We start from the raw sequence: 18,222 nt of genomic DNA on the forward strand, positions 1-18,222 counted from the left end.
CATGGAAATCTCCGAGGATCCGGAATTCTGCTCGATGATCGATCGATTGCGGGACGAGATCGAGAATGGCTCCGGAGAAGTCCCGGCGGCATTCACGGAACTCGTCGCGACACAGGATCGCGAGGAACTGCACCGCGTCCTCACGGAACCCGGCCGGCCGCTCTGGGCCCGCGAGATCGCCGCCTACTCCCTCGGCGTCGCCGGCGACCCCCGTGCCTTCGAGGCCCTCGTCCTGCTCCTCAACCACCGCGACCCGGAGCGCTGCGTCACCGCCGCCCACGCCCTGGTCCGGCTCGGCGACCCCCGCACCGCGCGCGCGGCCGCGGCCCTCGCCACCAACGAACTCCGCGTCGCCTACGCCCTGCTCCCGGTCCGGCTGCTCGCCGAACTCCGCGCGCCCGAATCCGTGCCGGCCCTGATCGCCGTCCTCGGACGGCGACTTCGGCCCGACGACCCCCACTGGCGGGTCGGCCTCGCCTGTGCGGAGGGCCTGGGCGCCCTGGGGGATCCCAGGGCCCGCGCGGTCCTGGAGGAGGCGCTGCCGCACCCCAGGCTCGGCACGGCCGCCGCACGGTCACTGCACCTGCTCGGCCCCGCCGACTGACCGGAGGCCGGGACGCGGGAGTGCCGGCACCAGGGTCCCGGCCGCCGCGAGGACCGCGGGGAACGCGGCCAGCGCGAAGCACAGCGGCAGCGGCAGCCGCCCCACCAGGAGGCCCACACCCGCGGTCGCCGTCGTGCTGCCCGCGTTGAACGCGGTGTTGACCCAGGCCCCGGCCCGGGTGCGGCGGCCGGGACCGGCGGACTCGTCCGCCAGCAGGTACGCGCTCGTGAGCGCCGGTGCCAGGAACAGGCCGCCGAGCGCCACCACGCCGACCAGTGCGTACGGATGCGGGGAGAGCCCCGCCACCGCCAGGGCCCCGCCGAGGCCGAGCGTGAGCAGGGAGAGGCGCACGGCGGTGGGCAGCCGCCAGGACACGGCGCCGTGGACCAGACCGCCCACCGCACTGCCCGCCGACAGCGCGGCCAGCGCCCAGGGCACCACCCCCGGTCGCCCGTGCGCGTCCGCGAACGCGATCACGAGCAGGTCCAGGGCGCCCAGGCACATGCCCATCGCCGCGGCGACGGCCGCCGCCCGGGCCGGTCCGCCGCCGAACGCCCCCACCGGGCCCGCCGCCGTCTCCGGAGCCTCGCGCTCCCGCTCTTTCGTCGCGCCCCGCACGACCGGCGAGGTGACGAGTGCGAGCGTGCCGGTCAGGACGAGCCCGGCGCTCACCACGAGCCCGGCCGGCGCCGCCGCGTACCGCACGAGCAGCCCCACCAGCAACGGGCCCGTGACGAAGAGGAGTTCCTCCGCCACCGTGTCCAGGCTGTACGCGCGCCGCAGCAGGTCCCGGTCGGGCAGCATCTCGCTCCACAGCGCCCGCGTCACCGGGCCGAGCGGCGGGATCACCGCCCCCGCGGCGGCGGCCAGGACCGCGAGGGCGACCGGCGGGGCCGTGGGCCGGGCCGCCGCCACCGCGAGCGCGACGAGCAGCAGCGCGCACGCGGCGGCCAGGGGCACCAGCGCGCGGCGCGGCCCGAACCGGTCGACGAGACCGGCTCGCGCGGGCGACAGCAGGACACCGGCCAGCCCGAACACGGCCATGGCCGTGCCGGCCGCGGCGTACGAACCGGTCCCGTCCTTCACGGAGAGGACCAGGGAGAGCGGGGTGACGCCGTTGGACAGCCGCCCCAGGAGGGCCGCGCCGAAGGTGCGGCGGGCGTGCGGGGTCCGTAGCACCGCGGCGTACGTGGGCTCGGGGGAGTGGACAGGGGAGGTCACGGACATGACGGAGTTCCTCGGAAGGGGCGCCGGGCAGCGGCCTGCGGCGCCGGGGCGTGCGGGGACGGCGGGACACCGCGCCCGGCTGGGCACGGTCGTCGGATCGCCGACTCCTACGCACGGAAGAGGAACATGCGCGTCAACCTAGCAAACGGAGCTCCGCGCCGGTCTCACCGGGGCGGAGCTCAGGCCTGCTCCGGCACCAGCGCGAACGCCTCGATCTCGATGAGCAGTTCAGGGCGGACCAGCGCCGACACCTGGACCGCCGAGCTCGCCGGCAGCGGCGCGCCCGCGAAGTGGGCGTCCCGGGCGTCCCGTACCGCCGGGAGGTGGGCCACGTCCGTGACGAAGTACGTCAGCTTCACCACGTCCCCGAAGCCCGCACCGGCCGTTGCGAGGCAGCGCTCCAGGTTCGCGAAGACCTGGTGGGCCTGGGCCGCCGCGTCGCCCTCCCCGACCACCGCGCCGGAGGCGTCGAGGGCGCACTGTCCGGATATCGCGACGAACCGGCCCGTGCCCCACACGACGTGGCTGTACTGGGGGCTGGGCGCGAGGCCGTCGGGCGCGGGCACGTGGGTGAGGTGGCTCGTCATGCCTCCCATCCTCGCGCACGCCACCGACAGTGCCCGCCCCCCTTTTTCGGGGAGTGGGCACCGGGGAGAGGCGGGAGGAGGGTCAGCGCACGTGGCCGAGGAGACCGTGGAGGGCGATGCCGGCCCGCTCCGCGCGCACCGCGCCCGCCCGCTTGCCGCTCTTCTCCGGGGTCGTCGGCGCAGCCGCGGTCACGGGCTCCGGCTCCGGGTCGGGGAGCGCGGCGCAGATCGCGTCCACCTCGGTGTCGCCCTCGCCGCGCGGGACCTTGCCCGTGGCGAGGTAGGCGGCCAGGTGCTCGTCGAGGCAGTCGTTCCCGCCGAGGGACACCCCGTGGTTCCCGCCGCCCTCCTCGACGACGAGGCTGGAGCCGCGCATCAGACGGTGCAGGGCGACCCCGCCCTCGTACGGCGTCGCGGCGTCGTCCGTGGCCTGGAGGATGAGGACCGGCGGCAGCTGGTCGTTGGTCAGGTCCGGCGGGGTCAGGGACTCCACCGGCCAGAAGGCGCAGGGCGCGTTGTACCAGGCGTTGTTCCAGGTGGAGAACGGCGCCTTCGCGTGCACGTCCCAGTTGTCCTTGCGCCACACGTTCCAGTCGCGGGGCCAGTCCGCGTCCCGGCACTGCACGCTCGTGTAGACCGAGTAGCCGTTGTCGGCGGCCGCGTCGGCCTCCCCGTACCGCTCGTACGCCTCCTTCAGCGGCGCCGGGTCCGCGTCGTTGACGTACGCGGCGAAGGCGCTCGCCAGGCGGGGCCAGTAGCCGTTGTAGTACCCGCCGGGCAGGAAGGTGTCCTCCAGTTCGGCGGGGCCGACCTTGCCGCCGGCCGGGGTCGCGCGCAGCGCGTCGCGCATCCGGTACCAGGCGGCCTCGACCGCCGCCGGGTCGGTGCCGAGCTTGTACACGGCGTTCTGCCGGGCCACCCAGGCCATGAAGTCCTTGTGGCGGTCGTCGAAGGCGTAGTCCTGCGCGATGTTGTCCTCGTACCAGACGCCGTGCGGGTTCACGACGGAGTCGAGCGCCATCCGCCGCACCCGGTCCGGGTACAGGCGCGCGTACACGGAGCCCAGGTAGGTGCCGTACGAGTAACCGAGGTAGTTGATCCTCGGCGCGCCGACCGCCTGCCGGATCGCGTCCAGGTCCCGGGCGGTGCTCACGGTGTCGATGTACGGCAGCACGTCCGCGTACTTCTCGCCGCAGGCCTCGGCGAAGGACTGCGCCCGTTCGAGGGCCGTCCGCTCGGCGGTGGCCCCGGTCGGCACCGAGTCCGCCCTCACCGGCGCGAAGTGGCCTGGCCTGCAGTCGAGCGCGGGCTCGCTCTTGCCGACCCCGCGCGGGTCGAAGCCGATCACGTCGTACTCGGCGGCCACCTTCGGGGGCAGGGAGGTCGCCACGTATCCGGCCATGCCGCGCCCGCTGCCGCCGGGGCCGCCCGGGTTCACGAGCAGCGGGCCCTGGAAGGTCTTCGCGGTGTGCGGGACGCGGGTGAGGGCCAGGGTGATCTTCCGCCCGGCCGGGTCGTCGTGGTTGAGCGGCACCTTCAGGGTGGCGCACTGGAGCCGGGGGTACGCCTTGGTGGCGCACTCGGTCCAGGCGAGCCGGGGGAGCGGCCGGGGGGTCGGTTCACCGGCGCCGGCGGGGGCGGCGGGCAGGACGGTGACCGTCCCGGCGACCAGCGCTCCAGCGGCGATCAGCATTCCTGCGCGTGGGGTCATAGGGCGTTTGTGTCCCGAACCGGCGCCGAGGGGACCTGTTTCGGCGAGAGTTGACCCGAACGGATGCGGATCCGACGGCGTGTCAGGTGACCGGTCCGATGATCCGAGAAGTCTGCGGGGCGGTCAGAGGAGGGTGAGCTGCTCCGGGACGGCCGCCGGGGACGGCTCCTCCGGTACGGGGATCCGGCGCGCCGCGCCCCGGTGGGCGGGCCCGATGCCGAACTCGGCGGCCAGCTCGTGCACCTGACGGGTGATCCGGCGCTGGTACCAGGTCGGCGCGTAGGCCCCGTCCGCGTACATCCGCTCGTACCGCCGGACCAGGTCCGGGTGGTGCTCGTGCAGCCAGGCCGTGAACCACTCGCGGGCGCCCGGCCGCAGGTGCAGCACGAGCGGGGTGACCGAGCTCGCGCCGGCCTCGGCGATCGCGCGGACCGTCGCGCGCAGCTGCTCGGGCCGGTCGCCGAGGAAGGGCACCACGGGCGCCATCAGGACCCCGCAGTCGATGCCGTGCTCGCCGAGGGTGCGGACGACGTCGAGGCGGCGCTGCGGTGAGGGGGTGCCGGGCTCGAGCGTCCGCCAGAGCTCCTGGTCGATGAAGCCGACCGAGACGGAGATGCCGACCTCGGTGACCCGGGCGGCCTGGGCGAGGAGCTCCAGGTCGCGCAGGATCAGGGTGCCCTTGGTGAGGATCGAGAACGGGTTCGCCCGGTCCCGCAGCGCCGTGAGGATGCCCGGCATGAGGCGGTAGCGGCCCTCGGCGCGCTGGTAGCAGTCGACGTTGGTGCCCATGGCGACGTGCGCGCCCTGCCAGCGGGCGGAGGCGAGCTGCCGGGTGAGCAGTTCCGGGGCGTTGATCTTGACGACGATCTGGGAGTCGAAGCCCAGGCCGGTGTCCAGGTCGAGATAGCCGTGGGACTTGCGGGCGAAGCAGTACACGCACGCGTGCGTGCAGCCCCGGTACGGGTTGACCGTCCACTCGAACGGCATCCGGGAGGCGCCGGGCACCCGGTTCAGGATCGAGCGGGCCCGGACCTCGTGGAAGGTGATGCCCCGGAACTCGGGGGTGTCGAAGGTGCGGGTGGTGACCGCGTCCGTGCCGAACAGGGCGGTGCCGGCGGGGGCGGCGGGGGTGTCGCCCAGATTGTCCCAGCGCATGGACGTCTCCTCGATGGCTCGGCCTCGACCGTTCGCTCAGAATAGAACATCTGTTCCCTTGATCGTCGCAACCCGGATTTCGCCCCCCGGAGCCCACGTGGTTCGCTAGGCCCCGCACCCCCCGAGGAATCACGAGCTGGAGGAAGTCAATGGCGCAGGTCGAGGCCACCACGGAACGGATCATCGCCGCGGACGCGGAGACGGTGTTCGACGCCCTGGCCGACTACAGCGGCACGCGCGCGAAGCTGCTCCCCGAGCACTTCAGCGAGTACGAGGTGCGCGAGGGCGGCGACGGCGAGGGCACCCTCGTCCACTGGAAGCTCCAGGCCACCAGCAAGCGCGTCCGCGACTGCCTCCTGGAGGTCACCGAGCCCACCGACGGGCAGCTCGTCGAGAAGGACCGCAACTCCTCCATGGTCACCACCTGGACCGTGACGCCCGCCGGCGAGGGCAAGTCCCGCGCCGTCGTCACCACCGTCTGGAACGGCGCCGGCGGCATCGGCGGCTTCTTCGAGAAGACCTTCGCGCCCAAGGGGCTCGGCCGCATCTACGACGCCGTCCTCGCCAAGCTGGCCGACGAGGTCGAGAAGTAACGCCCGGAGCGTTCACCGATTCGAGTGGATCGCCCGCGCTCCCCGTACCGGCCCTCCGTGCGCCGGGGGGCGCGGGCCTTCTCGTAAACGCGCTGATGAGCGCCCCAAGTGCGCCGTGGTGCAGGGACGTTCACCCCCCGGGCCGCCATCGCCCTCCCGTACCGCCCGACTTGCTCCCCCTTCGCGCGCAATGCGAAGAATGGCGCGGCGCAGACGCCGTGACGAGGGGAGCAGACACGTGGGTGCGATCACGATCGTGAAGGGCGCCGAGGGTGCTGCCGGGGACGCGGAACCGCTCGCCCCGGACGGCCCGCCCACCGACCCCGCGCCACCGTCCGGCCCGGGACCCGCCGGCCTCGACCCCCGCCGCGTCCGGCTCGTCTTCTGCGGCCTCATGCTCGCGCTGCTCCTCGCCGCGCTGGAGCAGATGATCGTCGCCACCGCCCTGCCGAAGATCGTCGGCGAGCTCCACGGCCTGGACCGGATGTCCTGGGCGATCACCGCCTACCTGCTGACCTCCACCATCGGCCTGCCGGTCTACGGAAAGCTCGGCGACCTCCTCGGCCGCAAGGGCGTCTTCCTCTTCGCCATCGTCGTCTTCGTCATCGGCTCCGGCCTCGCCGGCTGGTCCCGCACGATGGACCAGCTCATCGCCTTCCGCGCGATCCAGGGCATCGGCGCCGGCGGCCTCATGATCGGCGTCCAGGCGATCATCGCCGACGTCGTCCCGGCCCGGGAACGCGGCCGCTACATGGGGCTCATCGGTGCCGCCTTCGGCCTCGCCTCCGTCGCGGGACCCCTGCTCGGCGGCTTCTTCACCGACCACGTCTCCTGGCGCTGGTGCTTCTACTTCAACGTGCCCTTCGGGCTCGTCACCCTCGCCGTCGTCGCCGCCGTCCTCAAGCTCCCGAAACCCGCCGCACGCGCGCGTTTCGACGTCCTCGGCGCGCTGCTCCTCGCCGCCGCCTCCACCTGCCTGGTCCTGCTGACGAGTTGGGGCGGCACCGAGTACGCCTGGGACTCCCGGGTCATCCTCGCCCTCGGCTGCGGAGCCGCCGGAACGACCCTGCTCTTCCTGGTGGTCGAGCACTTCGCACCCGAACCGCTCATCCCGCTCCGGCTGTTCCGCGACTCCGTCTTCACCGTCACCGCCCTCGTCGGCGCCGTCGTCGGCATCGCGCTCTTCGGCGCCGCCAGCTACCTCCCCAGCTTCCTGCAGATGGTCGAGGGCGCCAGCGCCACCGAATCCGGCCTCCTGATGCTGCCCCTCATGGGCGGCATCGTCATCGCCTCCGTCGTCTCAGGCCAGCTCATCAGCCGCACCGGCCACTACAAGACCTACCCGGTGATCGGCGGGGCCGTCTCCGTCCTCGGCATGTGGCTGCTCTCCCGCATGGACACCGACACCCCGCGCCTCCAGCACAGCCTCTGGCAGGCCGTCCTCGGCACCGGCATCGGCCTCGTCATGCCGGTCCTCGTGCTCGCCGTGCAGAACTCCGTACGCCCCGCCGACCTCGGCACCGCCACCAGCGCCCACACCTACTTCCGCCAGATCGGCGGCAGCGTCGGCGCCGCCGTCTTCGGCACCCTCTTCGCCTCCCGCCTCGACGACGCCCTCGGCGACCGGCTCGCCGGCGTCCTCGCCCAGGACGGCTCCACCCCGCTGCCGCCGGCCGAGTCGATCACCCCGGGGACCGTCCACACCCTGCCGCCCGCCCTGCGCGACGCGTACATCCAGGCGTACGCGGACGCGATGCCGCGGATCTTCCTCTACCTCGTGCCGGTCCTCGTGCTCGGCCTCGTCCTCGCCTTCTTCCTCAAGGAGAAACCGCTGGTGTCCCACCACAGCCCCCTCACCGAGGCCACGCACGCCGACGAGACCGGCGGCATCCAGTCGGTCCCGCACGCCCGCCACGCCGCCCCCGCCCAAACCGCCGCCGCCCCTCCGCACTCCGGGGTGCCCGTCTGCGGCACCGTCCAGCACCACGACGGCAGCCGGGTCCCCCGGGCCGCGCTCACCCTCATCGACGTCCAGGGCCGGCAGATCGGCCGCGGCGCGAGCGGCGAGGACGGCCGGTACGCCCTGAGCGTCCCCGGCGGCGGCGCGTACGTCCTGATCGCCGCGGCCGGAGGCCACCAGCCGCAGGCCGTCTCCGTCACCGTCGGCGACCGGCCGGTCGAGCTCGACGTCGTCCTCGGCGGCGCCGGCCGGCTCGCGGGCAGCGTCGTCACCGCCGACGGCACGCCCGTACGCGACGCGGCCGTCACCCTCACCGACGTGCGCGGCGAGGTCGTCGCCTCCACCCGCAGCGGACGCGAGGGCGGCTACGTCATCGGCGAACTGGTCGCGGGCGAGTACACGCTCGCCGCCAGCGCCCCCGCCTTCCGGCCCGCCGCGCTCCCCGTGAGCGTCCAGGCCTCCCGAGAGACCCGCCAGGACATCGAACTGGCCGGCGGCGCGGTGCTGCGCGGCACCGTACGGGCCGGGGGAGGGCGCCCCGTGGAGGACGCCCGGGTCACCCTCCTCGACGCCGCGGGCAACGTCGTCGACACCCTCACCACCGGCCCCGACGGCACCTTCCGCTTCGTCGACCTGTCCTCCGGCGAGTACACGGTCATCGCCGCCGGGTACCCGCCCGTCGCCACCGTCCTCCAGGTGGCCGGCGGCGGCCGCACCGAGCGCGACCTCCAACTCGGCCACGAGGACTGAGGACCACCGTGGCGGGCGGTGCGCGCGCGGCGAGCGCTCACCGCCCCAGTGGCCCTGCCGCCGACCGGACGACCGGCGTCCCGGGCGGTACCCGCCCCGGTCCGATCGCTTACGGGTGATCGACTCCGGTGGATAATCACCGGCATGCTGTTCGGAATCCTCGGCGAGACGCGGGCGTGGTACGGCGACGGTACCGAGGTTCCCCTGGGCGGACCGGCCCGTCGCTCGCTGCTCGCCCTGCTGCTGATGCGGCCCGGGGAGGTCGTGCCCACGGACCGGCTGGCCGACGCCGTCGACCCGGACGGCGCGGTGTCGGCACACGCGGTCCAGTCCCAGATGTCCCGGCTGCGCAAGGCCCTCGGCTCCGGGGCCGTGATCGAACAGGCCGGGGCCGGCTACCGGATCCTGGTCGCCCCCGACGACGTGGACGCCGGCCGCTTCGAGCGCCTTGCCCGGGAGGGGCGGGCCGCCCTGCGCGCCGGGGACGCGGCGGGCGCCCTCACTCTGCTGCGCGAGGCGCTGGGACTGTGGCGGGGGCCCGCACTGGCCGGCCTCGCCGACGGCGAGACCGCCGGGCCCGCCGCCGCACGGCTCGAGGAACACCGGCTCGGGGCCCTGGAGGACCGGATCGAGGCGGAGTGCCGGACCGGCGACCCGCGCGCCGTCGTACCCGAGCTGCGCGAGCTGGTCGGCCGCCATCCGCTGCGGGAGCGCCTCGCGGGACTGCTGATGCGGGCCCTGTTCGCCGAGGGCGGGCAGGCCGCGGCGCTCGTGGTGTTCGAGGAGACCCGACGGCACCTGGCCGAGGAGCTCGGCGCCGATCCCTCCGCCGAACTCGTCGCGCTGCACCAGGAGTTGCTGCGCACCGAACCGGCGCCCGGCCCCGCCGCGCCGCCCGCCCAGCTGACCGCGTTCGTCGGCCGTGCCGACGAGGTGACGGAGGTCGCCCGGCTGCTGCGGGCGGCCCGGCTGGTCACGCTGATCGGCCCCGGCGGAGTCGGCAAGACCCGGCTGTCCATCGAGGTCGCCGGACTCGCCGAGGTCGCGGCCGACGGCATCTGCTTCGTGGAGCTGGCGCCGCTGCGCGACGCCGCCGCACTGCCCCAGGCGCTGTCGGGCGCGCTCGGCCTGCGCGAGAACGGCCTCGGCATGGGGGCCGGCGGGCAGACCCCCGTCGACCGGCTGATCGCGGCGCTCTCCGACCGGACGCTCCTCCTCGTCCTCGACAACTGCGAGCACGTGATCGAGGAGACCGCGGCGCTCGCCGCACGGCTCCTGGCGGTCTGCCCACGCCTGCGGGTCCTGGCGACCAGCCGCGAGCCGCTCGGCATCACCGGCGAGAACCTCTGGCAGGTCAAGCCGCTCGACGACGCCGCCGCCGTGCGGCTCTTCACCGACCGGGCCCGCGCCGTGCGCCGCGGTTTCACCGCCGATCCGAAGGCCGTCGGCCGGATCTGCACGGCCCTCGACAACCTGCCGCTGGCCATCGAACTCGCGGCGGCACGCGTCCGCACGCTCGACGTCGACGACCTCGCGGGACGCCTCGACGACCGGCTCGGGGTCGCCGCCCGGGGCAGCCGTACGGCCGACGAACGGCACCGGACCCTGCGCGCCGTGGTCGCGTGGAGCTGGGACCTGCTCTCCGAGGACGAGCAGCGGGCGGCCCGGCGGTTCACGGTCTTCGCCGGAGGAGCGACGGCCGAGTCCGCGCTGCGGGTGTGCGCGACCGACGGCGAGACGCTGGAGTCGCTGGCCGACAAGTCGCTCCTGGAGGTGGCGGGCGGCCGCTACCGGATGCTGGAGACGATCGCGGCCTACGGCGCGGAACGGCTCGACGCGGCGGGCGAACGCGCCTGCGCGGAGCACGCCCACGCCCAGTGGCTCCTGGAGCTGCTGCGGACCGCCGACCCCCACCTGCGCCGGTCCGAACAGCTGGAGTGGCTGCCCGTCCTCGCCGCCGAGCACGGCAACCTCCTCGCGGCGGTGCGCCGCTCGGTCCGGGCCGCGGAGCGGGAGACGGGTCTGAAGCTGCTCGCCCACGCCTCGAACTACCTCTGGATCCGGGGCGTCTCCGCCTCGGTCGCACCGCATGCGATCGCGCTCCTGGAAGGGGCGGACGGCGAACCCCTCGACGAGGAGGAATACGTGCTGTGCGTGCTGCTCGCGGCCTCCGGCGCCGCCGGACGGCCGGTGTGGCAGCGCCACCGTACGACCGCCGAGAAGGCACTGGCCGCCGCGTGGGCGGACGGACGGACGGGTCGTCACCCCGTCGCCCCGCTCCTGTGGATGCTGCGCAACGCGAGCGAAGCCGACCAGCGGAGCGCCTTCGCCCTCGTCTCCTCCCTGCGCGACTGCGCGGAGCCGTGGGCGAGGGCGACCGCGCGGTACGTGTCGGGATTCGGCCCCCTCGGCGAGGGGGACACCGCGTCGGCCGAACGCGCCTTCACCACGGCCGTCGAAGGCTTCCGCTCGCTCGGCGACCGCTGGGGCACCGCGCTGGCCCTGGACGCGCTCGCGGGCCTCGCGGGCGGGCGCGGCGACCTCGCGCGGGCCGTCGCGCTGACCGACGAGGCCCTCGCGCTCACCGAGCAGGTCGGCGCCCTGGAGGACAGCGCCGACCTGCTCGTCAACCGGGGCGACCAACGCCTCGGCCGGGACCCGGTGTCGGCCCGCGCCGACTACGACAGGGCCACGGCCCTCGCCCGCCGGGCAGGCAGCTCCACCGGCCTCGCGGCGGCCCTGCGCGGGCTCGGCGACACGGCCCTGCTCGACGGCGACCTGACCGAAGCCGAGCGCCTGTACACGGAGGCCCTCGAAAAGGTCGACCCGCACTGGATCAGGAGCGTCGGCACCCGGGTCCGCACCTTCGCGGGACTGGGCCGCGTCGCCGAGGCGCGCGGCGATCACACGACCGCCCGCGCCCGCTACCGGGAGACCGGCGAGTCCGCCGCCGCCATGGGGTCCGACACCCTGGGCGCGCTCCGTCTGCTGGGTCTTCCCGAGCACGTCGTGGAGAGCGTGCGGGAGGCGTGCCGACGGCGGTGAGCGCGCGGTGAGCCCGCGGTGAGGGGCTCGCCCGAAGCTCTTCCCGTGACGAACACGAAGAACACCAAGAGCATCCACGTCCTGATCTCCGGCGCCTCCGTCGCCGGCCCAGCCCTCGCCCACTGGCTCCACCGCCACGGCTTCCGCACCACGGTGGTGGAGCGCGCCCCCGCGCTCCGCGACGGCGGCTACGCCGTCGACTTCCGCGGCGAGGCCCACCTGTCGGTCCTGCGCCGCATGGGCGTCATGGACGCCGTCCAGCAGGCCAGGACCGGCATGGGCTCCATGTCGTACGTCAACAGCGCGGGCAAGCCGCAGGCGAAGCTGCCCGCCGACCTCTTCGCCGGGGACGTCGAGATCCTCCGCGGCGACCTGGCACGAATCCTCTACGAAGCGACCGAGAAGCACACCGAGTACGTCTTCGGGGACTCCATCACCTCGCTCACCGAGGACGCCGACGGAGTGACCGTCACCTTCGAACGCGCCGCGCCGCGCCGCTTCGACCTGGTGATCGGCGCCGACGGGCTGCACTCCACCACCCGCCGGCTGGCCTTCGGACCCGAGGAGCGGTTCGTGAAGCACCTCGGCGTCTACTGCGCGATCTTCACCACCGCCAACCGCCTCGGGCTCGACCACACCGGCCACGCCTACCGCACCGCGGGCAAGCTCGCCGCCCTGTACAGCGCCCGCCACAACACCGAGGCCAAGGCCGTCTTCTACTTCGCCTCCGAACTCCTCGACCTCGACCGGAAGGACGTCCCACGGCAGCAGGCGATCCTGGCCGAGCGGTTCGCCGGCACCGGATGGGAGTGCGACAGACTGCTCCAGGACATGCCGTACGCGCCCGACTTCTACTTCGACTCGGTCGGCCAGGTCCGCATGGACTCGTGGTCCCGCGGCCGCGTCGCCCTGCTGGGCGACGCCGCCTACTGCCCGTCCTCCCTGTCCGGCATGGGCACGGGACTCGCCCTCGTCGGCGCGTACGTCCTGGCGGGAGAACTGGCCGCCGCGCACGGCGACCACCGCGTCGCGTTCGCCCGCTACGAGGAGGAGCTGCGGGAGTACGCCGAGGGCTGCCGGAAGATGGGCGACGGGATCGCCGGGCTGATGGTCCCCGACAGCCGGCTGATGGCCGCCCTCCTCAACCGCTACTACAAGCTCGTGCCCTACCTGCCGGGCAAGAACATGGCAGCCAAAATCGCCCGCAGGACCGCGGAGAACATCACCCTGCGCACCTACGGCCGGGACGGGTGACCCCGCGGTCCCTACCGGGAAGAGGCGGTCGTCGCCTTGCGCAGCGCGCTGATGCAGGTGCCGATCGCCTCCTGGAGGGCTTCGAGGCGCTGGAGCATGTCCGCCTCGTAGATGTCCTCCTCCATCACCTCGTCGAGCGTCAGCTCCTCGAAGACCTTCGTCGCCTTCTGCAGGCTGTTGTAGAACTTCGTCCGCCGCTCCTGGACGCGCAGCGCCGGATCCTCCTCGACCGCCTTGGCGACCAGGTTCCTCACCGTGTCGTAGGCCTCGCCGGCCCACTCGCCCGCCTCCTCCGAGTCGTCCAGCTCGTCGAGGAGCGACAGGTGCCGCTCGGCCTCGGCCCGGATCTCGGCCGGTGCCTCCACGGTCTGCCCGGCGGGGGTCTTGATCTGCCCCTTCTCGACGATCTGCCGCACGTACCCGATGCGGTCGGCCGCCTTCGCCTCGCTCGCCACGGCCTTCTTCAGGTCGTCGGTACGGGCGATGGCGCGGGCCATCTCTGTCTGGAGGGCCGGGTCCTCCTTCATCCGGTCCAGCAGAGCCCCGCGCGCGGCCTGGGCCGTCCCGGGGTCCGCGAGGATCGCCGCCCGCAGCGCCGTCGGGTTCTCCGCGACCTCCAGGGCCTTCGTCGGCCGGATGCCCTCCGCCTCGGCCGCCGCGCTGATCGCCTGGCCGCGCACGGAGGACGCGCTGTTGCGGGAGGCGTAGTACGAGAGCCAGACGTCCGCGTCCGGCAGCTCGACGTCCTCGCCCGGGACCAGGACCTCGAACTGCGGGACCAGACCGTCGTCGGCCGCCATGTCCCAGGCCTTGTAGTAGCGCATGACCCGCTCGGGCGAGCACCCGGCGAGCTCCGCGAAGGCCTTCGCCGAGACCTTCGTCCGGGCCGTCCCCTCGGCGGGCTGACCGCCCGGCCGGACGCTCCGGGCCACCTTCAGCGCGAAGGCCCAGCCGCCGGTCCGCGCGTAGACCCCGAAGTCCCGGGCGTCACGCACGACGACGGGGTCGGGGGCGTCCGTGACCGGTTCGTGGCCGTCCGCTTCCTGGGCGCTCCGCGCCTCCTGGGGCTCGGGAGCCGAGGGCTCCCAGAACTCCGGCTCCTCGGCCATGAGGGGCGTGGTTTCGGACGGGGTGAAGGCGGTGGTCACCGAGGGCTCTCCGGAAGGTCGGGAACGACAACTGAGACAGCCTATACGCACCCCTTGATGCCGTTTTGCTCTCTCCGGACATCGTCAACAGGATGACGAACCGCCGGCTCAGAGGGCAGCATGCCCCCATGACTCATGGAATCGAGCTCCACCGCGCGCGGTGAGCGCCTCGCACGAGCGCTCGACGCTCGCACCCTCCCTGTCCGACCATGCCCGCGCCCTGCGCGGCGCACCCGTCCCCACAGGCGGCCACCCCCTCCCCGACAGTGCGCGCACGCGCCGTCCCCGCCGCCCCGGCCGCCGTCATGGCGAAGTACGCGCCGCCGTGACGGACGTCCTCCACCACCTGCTCGCCGCGCCCGGCACCGACCCGGAAGGCGCCCTCGTGGCCACCGGGATCCGCTATCGAACCGTCCTCCGGGCCGCCGCGACACTCGAACACCCCGACGAACCCGCCGCCCGCGCCCTCGGCCGCCGCCTCGTTCGCACCGGGACCACCCTGGTCGGTGTGGCCGGCGGACTCGGGCTGCTGAGCCGGTACGGGGAACCCGAGGACGTGCCGTACCTGCGCGACCTCGGGCTGCTCGCCGAACTCGGCAGCGCCGTCGTCGAGGCCCTCACACCACTGGACCGGCAGGCAGCGGCGTCGATCAGCCTGGCCCACCGCGCGCGGGGAGCCGCGCAGCGCGCCCTCGTGGACGCCCTCTTCTCCGGTCGTACGGGCGACCTCCGCGACCTCGTCGTGGCGGTGCCGGCCCGGACGTCCCGGGACGTCGGCCCCGAACAGGCCCGTCGGATCGCCGAGGCCACCGGACTCCCCGCGCTCCTCCGGGCGCACCCCGAAGACCCCGAACTCCTCGCGCAGGTGGTGCTCCTGCTGACCCGGATGACCAGCCGCCGCGACTACACGACCGCGGTGCTGCGGTACGAGGACGCCAGGGAGCTGTACGAGGCGATCGCCGCGCGCGTGGCAGAGCCGGTGGGCGACCTGGACCGGCAGGCCCTGCTCCTCTCGCTCGCCCTCGACCTGCACGGCGGAGCCTCGTACCTCCTCGACTGGCCGCCCGGCCGGCGCGAGGCGGTCCTCGGCGCCCTGCTCGCCGCCGTCGGGGAGCCGCCGGAGGAGTCCGCCGACACGGACGCCGACCCGCGCGCGCGGCAGCGGGCCGCGTGGATCCGCCGCACGGCACCCCGTCTCCACGCGGCGCCCGCCGCCCAGGAGCCCGACGGGGCGCCCCGGCTGCGGATCGAGGTCGCCGTCGCCGACCCCGGCGACCCGGACGTCGTCGAGACCCGCTTCCTGGTCGACGGCCGGCCCCTCGTGCCCTGGGCGTTCGGCCGGGGGCCCGGCGACCCGCCCGAACGGCTCCTCGACACCGGCGCCCTCCGCGCCGGGGACGAGCCCCGCGAGGTCCGGCTCGCCGAGGCGTACTGCAGCGAGGGCTGCTGCGGCGCGCTCCACGTCACGGTGCGCCGCGAGGGCCCGCACGTGGTCTGGGGCGACTGGAGCCGGCCCGGCGCCCCGCGAGGACTGCCGGACCTGCCCGTCCTCCGCTTCGACGCCGCCGCGTACGACACGGAGATCACCCGCGCCGAGCGGGACCGGGGCTGGAGCTGGCCGGCCCGGGACACCGCCCGGCTGATCGCCGCAGGACTGCGCGACCGGCCCGGCCTCCTCGCCCGCTGGGGGCTGCGGCCGGGATGGACGGGAACCGCGTTCGGAGAGCCGGACACGACCGTGGTCACCTACGACGACCTGCCCCCGGCCGACGGAGGCACGCCGGACACCCCGCCGCGGCAGTACCTGTGGCACCTCCCCGAGGACGGCACCCCGCCCGAGCGGCGGGCCGCCGCAGCGCTGCGCCGGTTCGAGGAGGAGGACCCCAGGGGGTATCCGGAACCCGCCGGATGAGTCGTACCGCCACCCGGTGGACGTCATTGGTCCACTCCAACGGAGGTTATCCACAGGGGTGGTAGGGCCGCCGGGCGGCGCGTACGGTGCCAGGCATGAAGATCCTCATCAGCGCCGACATGGAGGGCGCCACCGGTGTGACCTGGCCCGCCGACGTGCTGCCCGGCACGCCGCAGTGGGAGCGGTGCCGCGCGATGTTCACCTCCGACGTGAACGCCGCCGTGCTCGGCTTCTTCGACGGCGGCGCCGACGAGGTCCTCATCAACGAGGCGCACTGGTCCATGCGGAACCTGCTCCTGGAGCGGCTCGACGAGCGGGCCGAGATGCTCACCGGCCGGCACAAGTCCCTCTCGATGGTCGAGGGAGTGCAGCACGGGGACGTCGACGGCATCGCCTTCGTCGGCTACCACACCGGCGCCGGCGCCGAGGGCGTCCTCGCGCACACCTACCTCGCCAACTCCGTCACCGGGGTCTGGCTCAACGGCGAGCGGGCGAGCGAGGGCCTGCTCAACGCCCATGTGGTCGCGGAGTACGGCGTGCCCGTCGTCCTCGTCACCGGGGACGACCTGACCTGCGAGGACGCCCTCGGCTACGCGCCCGAGGCGCTCAAGGTCGCCGTCAAGGACCACGTCTCGCGGTACGCGGCGGTGTGCCGGACCCCGGCCAGGACCGCCGCCGACATCCGGGAGGCGGCCAAGTCCGCCGCCGCGCTCGCCGTCCGGTACGAGCCGGTCCGGGGCGGCCCGTTCACCGTGGAGCTGGAGTTCGACGCCGAGCATCTGGGCGCCGCCGCCACGGTGGTTCCCGGCGTGGCGCGGAGCGGTGAGCGGCGCGTCGCGTACACCAGCGAGACGATGTACGAGGCAATTCGCACGTTCAAGGCGGTCACGACCATCGTCTCGGCCGCGGTGGAGGAGCAGTATGGCTGAGGAGGTCCGGGGCCCGGACACGACGGCGCTCGACGAGGTGGTCACCTTCACCTCCGAGCTCATCCGCATCGACACCACCAACCGGGGCGGCGGCGACTGCCGCGAGCGGCCGGCCGCCGAGTACGTCGCCGAGCGGCTCGCGGACGCCGGGATCGAACCCACCCTCCTGGAGCGGACCCCCGGCCGCACCAACGTGGTGGCGCGGATTCCCGGCACCGGCCCCTCGGCCGAGGCGCTCCTCGTCCACGGCCACCTGGACGTGGTGCCCGCCGACCCCGCCGAATGGGCCGTGCACCCCTTCTCCGGCGAGGTGCGCGACGGGGTCGTCTGGGGGCGCGGCGCCGTCGACATGAAGAACATGGACGCGATGGTCCTGGCCGTCGTCCGCTCCTGGGCCCGCCACGGCATCCGGCCCCGCCGCGACATCGTCCTCGCCTACACCGCCGACGAGGAGGCCAGCGCCGAGGACGGCTCCGACTTCCTCGCCGACCGGCACGCGGCGCTCTTCGAGGGCTGCACGGAGGGCATCAGCGAGTCCGGGGCGTTCAGCTTCCACCCGCAGCCCGGCACCACCCTCTACCCGATCGCGGCGGGGGAGCGGGGCACCGCCTGGCTCAAGCTCACCGCCCGCGGCCGGGCCGGCCACGGCTCCAAGGTGAACACGGCCAACGCCGTCACCCGCCTCGCCGCGGCCGTCGCCAGGATCGGCGCCCACGCCTGGCCGGTCCGCCTCACCACGACCGTCCGCGCCGCCCTCACCGAACTCGCCGCGCTGTACGGCATCGACGTCGACACGAGCGCCCCCGACCTCGACGTCGACCTCCTCCTCGACAAGCTCGGCCCCGCCGCCGCCCTCGTCGAGGCGACCGTCCGCAACAGCGCCAACCCCACGATGCTGGAGGCCGGTTACAAGGTCAACGTCGTCCCGGGCCAGGCCGTGGCCTACGTCGACGGGCGGATGCTGCCGGGCGGCGAGGAGGAGTTCGCCGAGACCATGGACCTGCTCACCGGGCCCGACGTGGAGTGGGAGTTCCACCACCGCGAGGTGCCCCTGGAGGCCCCGGTCGACTCCCCGACCTTCGCCAAGCTCCGGGCCGCCGTCGAGCGCTTCGACCCGGCCGGGCACGTCCTGCCGTTCACCATGTCCGGCGGCACGGACGCCAAGCAGTTCTCGCGGCTCGGCATCACCGGCTACGGCTTCTCGCCGCTCCGGCTGCCCCCGGACCTCGACTACGGGGCGCTCTTCCACGGCGTCGACGAGCGCGTCCCGGTGGACGCCCTGCACTTCGGCGTCCGCGTGCTCGACCACTATCTGAAGTCCGCGTAGGACGGAGGGGGAACCAGTCC

The 18,222-nt window shown here is 74.2% G+C and carries 13 protein-coding genes; 8 read left to right on the forward strand and 5 right to left on the reverse strand.

Annotation, left to right across the window (positions count from 1 at the left end):
* The first annotated feature begins 1 nt into the window (after nt 1).
* The gene (locus ABZ318_RS04425) at nt 2–604 is read left to right on the forward strand and encodes a HEAT repeat domain-containing protein (protein ID WP_356900993.1); all 603 of its coding nucleotides are present in this window, start codon (nt 2–4) and stop codon (nt 602–604) included.
* Here the strand turns inward: ABZ318_RS04425 and ABZ318_RS04430 are convergent.
* The 4 genes from ABZ318_RS04430 to ABZ318_RS04445 form a co-directional block, all read right to left on the reverse strand.
* On the reverse strand, nt 575–1,831 hold the full coding sequence (locus tag ABZ318_RS04430) for an MFS transporter (protein ID WP_356900994.1): 1,257 nt from the start codon (nt 1,829–1,831) through the stop codon (nt 575–577). The two genes, ABZ318_RS04425 and ABZ318_RS04430, sit on opposite strands and share 30 nt — an antisense overlap.
* Before the next feature lie 179 nt (nt 1,832–2,010).
* On the reverse strand, nt 2,011–2,418 hold the full coding sequence (locus ABZ318_RS04435) for a RidA family protein (protein WP_356900995.1): 408 nt from the start codon (nt 2,416–2,418) through the stop codon (nt 2,011–2,013).
* 82 nt (nt 2,419–2,500) lie between these two features.
* Nucleotides 2,501–4,129 carry an alpha/beta hydrolase gene (locus tag ABZ318_RS04440; RefSeq protein WP_356900996.1) on the reverse strand — a complete coding sequence of 543 codons (1,629 nt, stop codon included), beginning with the start codon at nt 4,127–4,129 and terminating at the stop codon, nt 2,501–2,503.
* Between the two features lie 123 nt (nt 4,130–4,252).
* Nucleotides 4,253–5,284 (reverse strand): Rv2578c family radical SAM protein, encoded by a 1,032-nt coding sequence (locus ABZ318_RS04445; protein ID WP_356900997.1) that lies wholly within the window; start codon nt 5,282–5,284, stop codon nt 4,253–4,255.
* A gap of 149 nt (nt 5,285–5,433) precedes the next feature.
* Here ABZ318_RS04445 and ABZ318_RS04450 point away from each other — a divergent pair, with 149 nt between their 5' ends.
* The 4 genes from ABZ318_RS04450 to ABZ318_RS04465 all read left to right on the forward strand — a co-directional run bounded on the left by ABZ318_RS04450 (nt 5,434) and on the right by ABZ318_RS04465 (nt 12,886).
* Nucleotides 5,434–5,877 (forward strand): SRPBCC family protein, encoded by a 444-nt coding sequence (locus ABZ318_RS04450; protein WP_030686492.1) that lies wholly within the window; start codon nt 5,434–5,436, stop codon nt 5,875–5,877.
* Between the two features lie 199 nt (nt 5,878–6,076).
* Nucleotides 6,077–8,587, forward strand: a complete 2,511-nt coding sequence (locus ABZ318_RS04455; RefSeq protein ID WP_356900998.1) for an MFS transporter — start codon at nt 6,077–6,079, stop codon at nt 8,585–8,587.
* Nucleotides 8,588–8,731: 144 nt separating this feature from the next.
* Entirely contained in the window at nt 8,732–11,632 is a 2,901-nt protein-coding gene (locus ABZ318_RS04460) for a BTAD domain-containing putative transcriptional regulator (RefSeq protein WP_356900999.1), read from the forward strand.
* Nucleotides 11,633–11,677: 45 nt separating this feature from the next.
* Nucleotides 11,678–12,886 (forward strand): FAD-dependent monooxygenase, encoded by a 1,209-nt coding sequence (locus tag ABZ318_RS04465; protein WP_356901000.1) that lies wholly within the window; start codon nt 11,678–11,680, stop codon nt 12,884–12,886.
* Nucleotides 12,887–12,897: 11 nt separating this feature from the next.
* Here the strand turns inward: ABZ318_RS04465 and ABZ318_RS04470 are convergent, their stop codons facing one another.
* Nucleotides 12,898–13,995, reverse strand: a complete 1,098-nt coding sequence (locus ABZ318_RS04470) for a hypothetical protein (protein ID WP_356901076.1) — start codon at nt 13,993–13,995, stop codon at nt 12,898–12,900.
* Nucleotides 13,996–14,194: 199 nt separating this feature from the next.
* Here ABZ318_RS04470 and ABZ318_RS04475 point away from each other — a divergent pair, with 199 nt between their 5' ends.
* The 3 genes from ABZ318_RS04475 (at nt 14,195) to ABZ318_RS04485 (ending at nt 18,202) form a co-directional block, all read left to right on the forward strand.
* Complete coding sequence (locus ABZ318_RS04475) at nt 14,195–15,946, forward strand: hypothetical protein (RefSeq protein WP_356901001.1); 1,752 nt, start codon at nt 14,195–14,197, stop codon at nt 15,944–15,946.
* Between the two features lie 95 nt (nt 15,947–16,041).
* Nucleotides 16,042–16,875: a M55 family metallopeptidase gene (locus tag ABZ318_RS04480; protein WP_356901002.1), complete on the forward strand. Its 834-nt coding sequence runs from the start codon at nt 16,042–16,044 to the stop codon at nt 16,873–16,875.
* Nucleotides 16,868–18,202, forward strand: coding sequence for a M20/M25/M40 family metallo-hydrolase (locus tag ABZ318_RS04485; protein ID WP_356901003.1), 1,335 nt, complete (start codon nt 16,868–16,870; stop codon nt 18,200–18,202). The genes ABZ318_RS04480 and ABZ318_RS04485 overlap by 8 nt, the downstream gene beginning before the upstream one ends.
* Nucleotides 18,203–18,222: the final 20 nt, after the last annotated feature.

The sequence above is a fragment of the Streptomyces sp. NPDC006197 genome, assembly GCF_040613865.1.
Taxonomy (GTDB): Bacteria; Actinomycetota; Actinomycetes; order Streptomycetales; family Streptomycetaceae; genus Streptomyces.

Excerpts from the sequence above, each read along its gene's own strand:
- ABZ318_RS04445 (WP_356900997.1), bottom strand. The coding sequence starts at position 5,284 with ATGCGCTGGGACAATCTGGGCGACACCCCCGCCGCCCCCGCCGGCACC.
- ABZ318_RS04460 (WP_356900999.1), top strand. The coding sequence starts at position 8,732 with ATGCTGTTCGGAATCCTCGGCGAGACGCGGGCGTGGTACGGCGACGGT.
- ABZ318_RS04455 (WP_356900998.1), top strand. The coding sequence starts at position 6,077 with ATGGCGCGGCGCAGACGCCGTGACGAGGGGAGCAGACACGTGGGTGCG.
- ABZ318_RS04430 (WP_356900994.1), bottom strand. The coding sequence starts at position 1,831 with ATGTCCGTGACCTCCCCTGTCCACTCCCCCGAGCCCACGTACGCCGCG.
- ABZ318_RS04435 (WP_356900995.1), bottom strand. The coding sequence starts at position 2,418 with ATGACGAGCCACCTCACCCACGTGCCCGCGCCCGACGGCCTCGCGCCC.
- ABZ318_RS04450 (WP_030686492.1), top strand. The coding sequence starts at position 5,434 with ATGGCGCAGGTCGAGGCCACCACGGAACGGATCATCGCCGCGGACGCG.
- ABZ318_RS04485 (WP_356901003.1), top strand. The coding sequence starts at position 16,868 with ATGGCTGAGGAGGTCCGGGGCCCGGACACGACGGCGCTCGACGAGGTG.
- ABZ318_RS04425 (WP_356900993.1), top strand. The coding sequence starts at position 2 with ATGGAAATCTCCGAGGATCCGGAATTCTGCTCGATGATCGATCGATTG.
- ABZ318_RS04480 (WP_356901002.1), top strand. The coding sequence starts at position 16,042 with ATGAAGATCCTCATCAGCGCCGACATGGAGGGCGCCACCGGTGTGACC.
- ABZ318_RS04470 (WP_356901076.1), bottom strand. The coding sequence starts at position 13,995 with ATGGCCGAGGAGCCGGAGTTCTGGGAGCCCTCGGCTCCCGAGCCCCAG.
- ABZ318_RS04440 (WP_356900996.1), bottom strand. The coding sequence starts at position 4,129 with ATGACCCCACGCGCAGGAATGCTGATCGCCGCTGGAGCGCTGGTCGCC.